Below are 6,633 nucleotides of genomic sequence, written 5' to 3' on the forward strand. Positions count from 1 at the left end.
CGTCAATAGGCCCTGGCGCGTGGTCTCGCCTCAAGAACCGGCAGCGGTCCCAGCCTTCGCTGGGATGACGAGGGTATGGGAGGGTGCATACCGCCGGTCTTGAACTCGGAACGATTTCCTCGTATTAAACCCGCTGCGGGCCGGGCCCCTCTGGCGCGGCGTGATCGGGAGTTTCCCTCACGCCTCGTGATGTCGGACCGCATCGGGTGATACCGGTGCAGGTTCAGCATTGTTTTCTTACGCAACCACAGCACCGCTCATCCGATCGAACTGCAACCCGTTCGATAGGGATACGATAATGACCGAACGCATGTTCCGCCTGCTCGAGCTGCACCAGAAGCTCGACGCCGCGATTCGCCGCATGAAGACCACCCGCACCGCCGATCCGATCGCGATCGCGCGGATGACGAAGCGCAAGCTCAGGCTGAAGGAGCGGCTCGCGCGGCTGGTCGCCATGCCGACCGCCCTGCCGGGCCTTTAACCCTTCCGTTTCTTCCCGAAAGGGTACGTCATCATGGAATTTCTCTTCGCCGACTGGCTGGGCACGCCCGCCTGGTTCTGGCTTTCGTTCGCGGCCGTCGTGCTGCTGCTCACCGCCTTCGACCTCGGCGTCCTGCACAAGGACGACAAGGAGATGGGCATCGCCGAATCGCTGAAACTGTCGGTGTTCTACATCGGCATCGCCATGATCTTCGGCGCGTGGATCTGGTGGGCCAAGGGCTCCGCGCCCGCGATCGACTATTACACCGGCTACTTCATCGAGAAGGCGCTCTCGATCGACAACGTCTTCGTCATATCGATGATCTTCGGCTACTTCGCGGTCGCGCCCAAGTACCAGTATCGCGCGCTCCTGTGGGGCATCCTTGCCGTCATCGTGCTGCGAGGGGCTATGATCGCGGGCGGTGCGGCGCTGATCGCCCATGCCCACTGGGTCATGTACCTGTTCGCCGCCTTCCTGATCTTCACCGGGATCAAGATGCTGTTCACCAGCGACCATGACCCGGACATCGGCAACAACGCCGCGATCCGCTGGATCTCGCGCCACATGCGCGTGACCAAGCAGCACCACGCCGAGCACTTCTTCGTGAAGGAGGCCAACGCGAAGGGCCACCTCGTCTGGGCAGCGACGCCGCTGTTCCTGGCGCTGGTGGTGATCAACCTGGCCGACCTGGTCTTCGCGATCGATTCGGTGCCGGCGATCTTCTCGATCACGACCGATACCTTCATCGTCTACACCTCGAACATCATGGCGATCCTGGGCCTGCGCGCGCTCTACTTCGCGCTGGCGGCGATGGTGCATCGCTTCCACTACCTGAAGTATGCGCTGGCGCTGGTGCTGGTGTTCATCGGCGGCAAGATCCTGATCGCCGACTTTGCGCTGGGCGGAGCGAAGTTCCCGCCGCTCGCCAGCCTCGGCATCACGCTGGCGCTGATCGCGGGTGGGGTGGGCTGGTCGCTCTGGAAGACAAGAGGGGAAGAGACGGCGCAGTTGCCGAATTGATCCTGCTTTGTTGACGATCCGGGCGGCGCGCCAATAAGCAGGTGCGCCGCCCGCGCCATGCCGCTAGGACGCGGGCCATGAGCACTGCTCCCGCCCTGTCCGTCCCCGAAGTCCGACCCGGCCATGACTGGACCGCGCGCCATCTCCTCGCGCTGCTGGCCGCCAACGTCGCGCTGGCGCTGGGGGCATGGCTGGTGCGGCTTGCCGATACCGGGCCGGTCGCCGCCGGGTTCTGGCGCCTGACCCTCGCGCTGCCGGTGCTCGTGCTGCTCGCCGGACGTGAGCCTGCGGTGCAGCGCAGGATGTCGCCGGGGGTGATCGCGCTGGTCATGGCGGCGGGGGTGTTCTTTGCCCTGGACCTGGCCGCCTGGCATTTCGGCATCGTGCGGACAAAGGTGGGCAATGCCTCGCTGTTCGGCAATTCGGGCAGTCTGATCGTGATGGTCTGGGGCCTTGCCACCGCCCGGCGCGCGCCGCGCGTGCTGGAAGTCAGCGCCATCCTCGCCGCGCTGGCGGGGGCGGGCCTGCTGATGGGCGGATCGCTGGAGATCAGCCGCACGAACCTCGTCGGAGACCTGTTCTGCCTGCTCGGCGGAGCTTTCTACGCGGTCTATCTCATCATGCTGAACGGCGTGCGGCAGGGCAGGGGGCAATATTCGCTGCTCGCCGTCTCGACCGCCGCGAGCGTGCCGGTGATGCTGCTCGCCGCAGTGCTGCTGGGCGAAGTCATCATGCCGCGCGACTGGACGCCGCTGGTCGCGCTCGCGCTGTCGAGCCAGCTGATCGGACAGGGTTTCCTGATCTACTCGCTGCGCCATTTCACACCGCTGGTGATCGGCCTCGCGTTGATGGCACAGCCGGCGCTGGCGGCCACGGTCGGCTGGCTCGCCTTCGGAGAGACGCTGGGCACGATCGACGTGGTCGGCATGGTGTTGCTCGCCGTGGCGCTGGCGATGGCGCGCGCCGCAGACAAGCCCGCGAAGGACTGATCGCATGACCCGCCTGATCCTGCTCAACAAGCCGTTCGACGTGCTGCCGCAGTTCACCGACCTCAAGTCTCCCAGCCCGCGCGCGACGCTGTCGGACTTCGTGAAGGTGTCGGGCGTCTACCCCGCCGGGCGACTCGACCGCGACAGCGAGGGGTTGCTGCTGCTGACCGACGACGGCCGCCTGCAGGCGCGTATCTCGAACCCGCGCTACAAGACGCCCAAGACCTATCTCGTGCAGGTCGAGGGCGAGCCGGACGAGGCCGCGATCCAAGCGCTGTGCAAGGGTGTCACGCTGAACGATGGCCCGACGCTGCCCGCTGATGCCCGCCGCATCGACACGCCCGACCTGTGGCCGCGCAATCCGCCGGTGCGCTTCCGCAAGACGGTGCCGGACTGCTGGATCGAACTGACCTTGCGCGAAGGCCGTAACCGGCAGGTCCGCCGCATGACCGCCGCCGTGGGCCACCCGACCTTGCGCCTCGTACGCTGGCGCATCGGGGACTGGACCCTCGATGGCATCGCGCCGGGCGAGTGGCGCGAAGTGGCGGTCTGAGTCGCGCGCTCCTACATCGATGGTGAGGAGACGTGTCCATGTCCGATAACAGAATCGTCGTTTGTCCCCGCTGCACGACGTCTAACTGGGTGCCGGTCGAACGGCTGGGCGCCGGCGGCACATGCGGCAAGTGCAGGGCGGCCCTCTTCGCCGGGGCGCCGGTCACCCTGACCACAGCGAATTTCGATGCTCATGCGGGGCGCAGCGACCTGCCGCTGCTGGTCGATTTCTGGGCCGCGTGGTGCGGTCCCTGCCGCCAGATGGCTCCGGCCTTCGCGGCGGCGGCGGCGCAGCTGGAGCCCGAGATGCGCCTCGGCAAGCTCGACACCGAGGCGGAAGGGGCGATCGCCGGGCGCTACGGCATCCAGTCCATCCCGACCCTCGTTCTGATCCACAAGGGCTGGGAGATCGCGCGCAAGTCCGGTGCGATGCCGCCCGGCGCCATCGTTGCCTGGGCACGGGCCGCGGCGGCTGGGTAAGTCGCCGGATGGACGGGGTTTAACTTCCGGTGTTATATGCGACGCCCATAGTCACGGGCGATGGAGTTCGCGTTCGACCCCGCCAAGGACGAGGCCAATCTGGTCAAGCACGGCTTGCGGCTGGCGTTCGGGATGCGGATTTTCGAGGATACGCGGCATGAGGTTTTACCTTCATTTCGCTTGGTCGATGGCGAAGATCGCTACAAGGCGGTGGGCTTGGTGGACGGTAAGTTGTTCACGGTCGTGTACGTCTTGAGAGACGATCGGGTCAGGCTGATATCTGTTCGACGGAGCAATGCTGGTGAACAAAGAGACTACGATCGCAATTCCGGCTGACCCCAACGATCCCGAGGATTTTGACGTCAGCGTGGCCGGGCTGGAACGCGCCCATATCGGACGGCGGTTTCGCATTCTGCGGCATCGCCTTGGCTTGGACCAGGCGCAGTTCTCGGCGGCTTATGGCATTCCGCTCGCCAACTTGCGCCAGTACGAACTGGCTCGCCACATGCCGCCACCTGCCGTGCGCGCCTATCTCACGGTCATCGAGGCCGAACCGGAGATGGTGCGCAAGGTCATGGCGCAGGCAGCCGGAGTGCTCGCCTAGACTACGACTGCCTTTGATGACGGCGAGAACGTCGACCCAAACTTGTCTCGTTTCAGTGCGGCAATGACGGGAAGGCGCCGTAGCCCGGCACCTCCCCGTGGTTCATCACGCAGGCGGTGGGGACGGCGACGGCCAGCACGATCCCGCCCCAGACCGCCCACTTGAACCAGCCGGGCGGTTTTCTCCTCGCCCTCATGCCGACTTCACGTCCGGTACGGCGGCGATGCGGCTGGCGCTGGCGCCGATCAGTTCGAGCATCTGCCGTGCGATCTCCCGCTCGCCCAGCACCACCTTGTCGCAGCCGTGCTCCACGAGATGCGCGAACTGCGCGTCCGAGTGGGCGCGGGCGATCACCGAGAGGTCGGGGCGAAGCTTGCGGGCGGCCTCGCAGATCGCGCCCGCCTCGAAGCCTTCGGGGATGGCGATGAGCATGCGGTTGGCGCGCTCGATGCCCGCTTCCCTCAGGACATCGGGCTCCACCGCGTTGCCGGTGACGACCTCGAAGCCCTCGGCGCGGGCCTCGCGGGCGAGATCGCTCTGCGCTTCGATCAGCAGCACGGCGGTCGGGGTGGCGCGCAGGCCGTGCGCCACCAGCTTGCCGACGCGGCCGTATCCGACGAGGATGACGTGCTCCTCGCGCTTTTTCTCGTGCTCGATCTCCGCCTGTTCGGCCTGCTCCTCCATCTGCTTCTTGACGGAGCCGGTACTGCCGACCGCGAAGTTGAAGATGAAGGGGTTGAGGAAGATCGAGATGATCGCGCCCGCGAGGATGAGGTCGCGTCCCGCCTCGGGCAGCAGCCCCAGCCCGGCGCCCAGCCCGGCGAGGATGAACGAGAACTCGCCGATCTGCGCAAGGCTGGCGGAGATCGTCAGCGCCTTGTCGTTCTCGTAGCCGAAGGCGCGCACGATCAGCCAGGCGGCCAGCGACTTGCCGACCACGATCGTCAGGACGGTGACCAGCAGCGGGATCGGCTGCTCGGTCACCACCGAGGGGTCGAACAGCATGCCCACCGAAACGAAGAACAGTACCGCGAAAGCGTCGCGCAAGGGCAGGGTCTCCTCGGCGGCGCGGCGGGAGAGCTGCGTTTCGCCCAGGATCATGCCTGCGAAGAAGGCACCCAGCGCGAAGCTGACGTCGAAGGCATAGGCCGCCCCGAACGCCACGCCGAGAGCCACCGCAAGGACGGCAAGGCGGAACAGCTCGCGCGATCCGGTGTGGACCACCCAGTGCAGCGCCCAGGGCAGCACGCGGCGCCCGACGATCAGCATCAGCGCCACGAAGCCCGCGACCTTCAGCAACGTCGTCGAGATCACCCATGGCAGGCTTGCCGCGCCGTCGCCTCCCGAGAGGCCCGAGGCCAGCGCAGGCAGCAGCACCAGCGCGAGGACCATGACGAGATCCTCGACGATCAGCCAGCCGACGGCGATGCGTCCGCGCTCGGTCTCGACGAGGTTGCGGCTTTGCAGCGCGCGCAGCAGGACCACGGTACTCGCCACCGAGAGCGCGAGGCCGAAGACGAAGCCGGCGGCAAGGTCCCAGCCCATCATGTAGCCGATGCCGATGCCCAGCAGGGTCGCGACGGCGATCTGCACGAGTGCGCCGGGGATGGCGATGTTCTTCACCGCCAGCAGGTCCCGCAGCGAGAAATGCAGGCCGACGCCGAACATGAGGAGAATCACGCCGATCTCGGCGAGTTCCTGTGCGAGCCCGGCATCGGCGACGAAGCCGGGCGTGAAGGGGCCGACCATGACGCCGGCGAGAAGGTAGCCTGCGATGGGGGAAACCCGCAGGCGGTGGGCGAGCGCCCCCATGAAGAAGGCGATCACCAGACCGGCGACGATGGTGCCGATCAGGGGAGTGTGATGAGGCATTGGATGTCCCGTGCTTCGCTGCCGGGACGCGCTGGAATGCGCCGCTCCGGCCTTGCTGAAACTGTCGGATCGGCATTGCGATCCGGCGGCGTGTCAGGCGAAGGGCGGGGCTCTGGGCTGCGACAGCGCGCAGCGCCAGCCGGGCGGGCCGGAGGCTGCGGCCGGGGCAGGGCAGGCGCGGGCGTCCCGTGCTTTCCGGTCCTGGGAGGAGGCGGCGAGCAACATCCCCCTGCCGAGCGGGTCACGCTGGGGGGCGAGCTTGCGCACGGCAGCCACGCGCAGGGAGTGGCCGGTCGATACCTCGACCGTGGAAGGGCTGAATGCCGAGCCGGAAGCGCGGGCCTCGATCGGGATCAGCGCGTGCGCGAAGACGGCGGCCAGCAGAAGCAGGCACCAGACCTTCGGTTTCCTCAGGATGAGGACGTCACGCAAGTTTCAGGGCTCCCCGGTTCGTTCCCATACAACATAGGAAGCGCGAAGAGGTTTCGCCAGTCGTCGTCCCGGACTTGATCCGGGACCGGTGGCTTGTCTTTAGAGTGATGCCTTACCTTGAATCGTCATTGCGAGCGCAGCGAAGCAATCCAGAGCAGTCTTACACCGCCCTGGATTGCTTCGCTTCGCTCGCAATGACGAAG

10 protein-coding genes are annotated in these 6,633 nt (G+C 66.6%); 7 read left to right on the plus strand and 3 right to left on the minus strand.

Going from position 1 to position 6,633, the window contains the following annotated elements:
• Positions 1-310 precede the first annotated feature (310 nt).
• The 7 genes from ACYPYD_RS18970 (at position 311) to ACYPYD_RS19000 (ending at position 4,126) form a co-directional block, all read left to right on the plus strand.
• Entirely contained in the window at positions 311-481 is a 171-nt protein-coding gene (locus ACYPYD_RS18970) for a YdcH family protein (RefSeq protein ID WP_459664837.1), read from the plus strand.
• A 33-nt stretch (positions 482-514) separates the two neighbouring features.
• Positions 515-1,501: a TerC family protein gene (locus tag ACYPYD_RS18975; RefSeq protein WP_459664839.1), complete on the plus strand. Its 987-nt coding sequence runs from the start codon at positions 515-517 to the stop codon at positions 1,499-1,501.
• A gap of 77 nt (positions 1,502-1,578) precedes the next feature.
• Positions 1,579-2,490, plus strand: a complete 912-nt coding sequence (locus ACYPYD_RS18980; RefSeq protein ID WP_036528044.1) for a DMT family transporter — start codon at positions 1,579-1,581, stop codon at positions 2,488-2,490.
• Between the two features lie 4 nt (positions 2,491-2,494).
• The gene (locus ACYPYD_RS18985) at positions 2,495-3,043 is read left to right on the plus strand and encodes a pseudouridine synthase (RefSeq protein ID WP_459664840.1); all 549 of its coding nucleotides are present in this window, start codon (positions 2,495-2,497) and stop codon (positions 3,041-3,043) included.
• Positions 3,044-3,081: 38 nt separating this feature from the next.
• A complete protein-coding gene (trxC, locus tag ACYPYD_RS18990; RefSeq protein WP_459664843.1) occupies positions 3,082-3,522 on the plus strand; it encodes a thioredoxin TrxC in 441 nt (146 codons plus the stop codon).
• Positions 3,523-3,582: 60 nt separating this feature from the next.
• Positions 3,583-3,858 carry a BrnT family toxin gene (locus ACYPYD_RS18995; protein ID WP_008833584.1) on the plus strand — a complete coding sequence of 92 codons (276 nt, stop codon included), beginning with the start codon at positions 3,583-3,585 and terminating at the stop codon, positions 3,856-3,858.
• On the plus strand, positions 3,824-4,126 hold the full coding sequence (locus ACYPYD_RS19000) for a helix-turn-helix domain-containing protein (protein ID WP_162177409.1): 303 nt from the start codon (positions 3,824-3,826) through the stop codon (positions 4,124-4,126). Before ACYPYD_RS18995 ends, ACYPYD_RS19000 begins: the two co-directional genes overlap by 35 nt.
• A 52-nt stretch (positions 4,127-4,178) precedes the next feature.
• Here ACYPYD_RS19000 and ACYPYD_RS19005 read toward each other — a convergent pair whose 3' ends face one another.
• The 3 genes from ACYPYD_RS19005 to ACYPYD_RS19015 all read right to left on the minus strand — a co-directional run bounded on the left by ACYPYD_RS19005 (position 4,179) and on the right by ACYPYD_RS19015 (position 6,430).
• Positions 4,179-4,322, minus strand: a complete 144-nt coding sequence (locus ACYPYD_RS19005; RefSeq protein ID WP_155986379.1) for a hypothetical protein — start codon at positions 4,320-4,322, stop codon at positions 4,179-4,181.
• Positions 4,319-5,998 (minus strand): YbaL family putative K(+) efflux transporter, encoded by a 1,680-nt coding sequence (gene ybaL, locus ACYPYD_RS19010; RefSeq protein WP_008833586.1) that lies wholly within the window; start codon positions 5,996-5,998, stop codon positions 4,319-4,321. The genes ACYPYD_RS19005 and ybaL overlap by 4 nt, the downstream gene beginning before the upstream one ends.
• Positions 5,999-6,091: 93 nt before the next feature.
• Positions 6,092-6,430 carry a hypothetical protein gene (locus tag ACYPYD_RS19015; RefSeq protein WP_459664844.1) on the minus strand — a complete coding sequence of 113 codons (339 nt, stop codon included), beginning with the start codon at positions 6,428-6,430 and terminating at the stop codon, positions 6,092-6,094.
• Between the last annotated feature and the right edge of the window lie 203 nt (positions 6,431-6,633).

This window comes from Novosphingobium sp. 11B (assembly GCF_054589055.1).

Coding starts and splice junctions, on each gene's coding strand:
- ACYPYD_RS18970 (WP_459664837.1), top strand. CDS start 311: ATGTTCCGCCTGCTCGAGCTGCACCAGAAGCTCGACGCCGCGATTCGC.
- ACYPYD_RS18975 (WP_459664839.1), top strand. CDS start 515: ATGGAATTTCTCTTCGCCGACTGGCTGGGCACGCCCGCCTGGTTCTGG.
- ACYPYD_RS18980 (WP_036528044.1), top strand. CDS start 1,579: ATGAGCACTGCTCCCGCCCTGTCCGTCCCCGAAGTCCGACCCGGCCAT.
- ACYPYD_RS18985 (WP_459664840.1), top strand. CDS start 2,495: ATGACCCGCCTGATCCTGCTCAACAAGCCGTTCGACGTGCTGCCGCAG.
- trxC (WP_459664843.1), top strand. CDS start 3,082: ATGTCCGATAACAGAATCGTCGTTTGTCCCCGCTGCACGACGTCTAAC.
- ACYPYD_RS18995 (WP_008833584.1), top strand. CDS start 3,583: ATGGAGTTCGCGTTCGACCCCGCCAAGGACGAGGCCAATCTGGTCAAG.
- ACYPYD_RS19005 (WP_155986379.1), bottom strand. CDS start 4,322: ATGAGGGCGAGGAGAAAACCGCCCGGCTGGTTCAAGTGGGCGGTCTGG.
- ybaL (WP_008833586.1), bottom strand. CDS start 5,998: ATGCCTCATCACACTCCCCTGATCGGCACCATCGTCGCCGGTCTGGTG.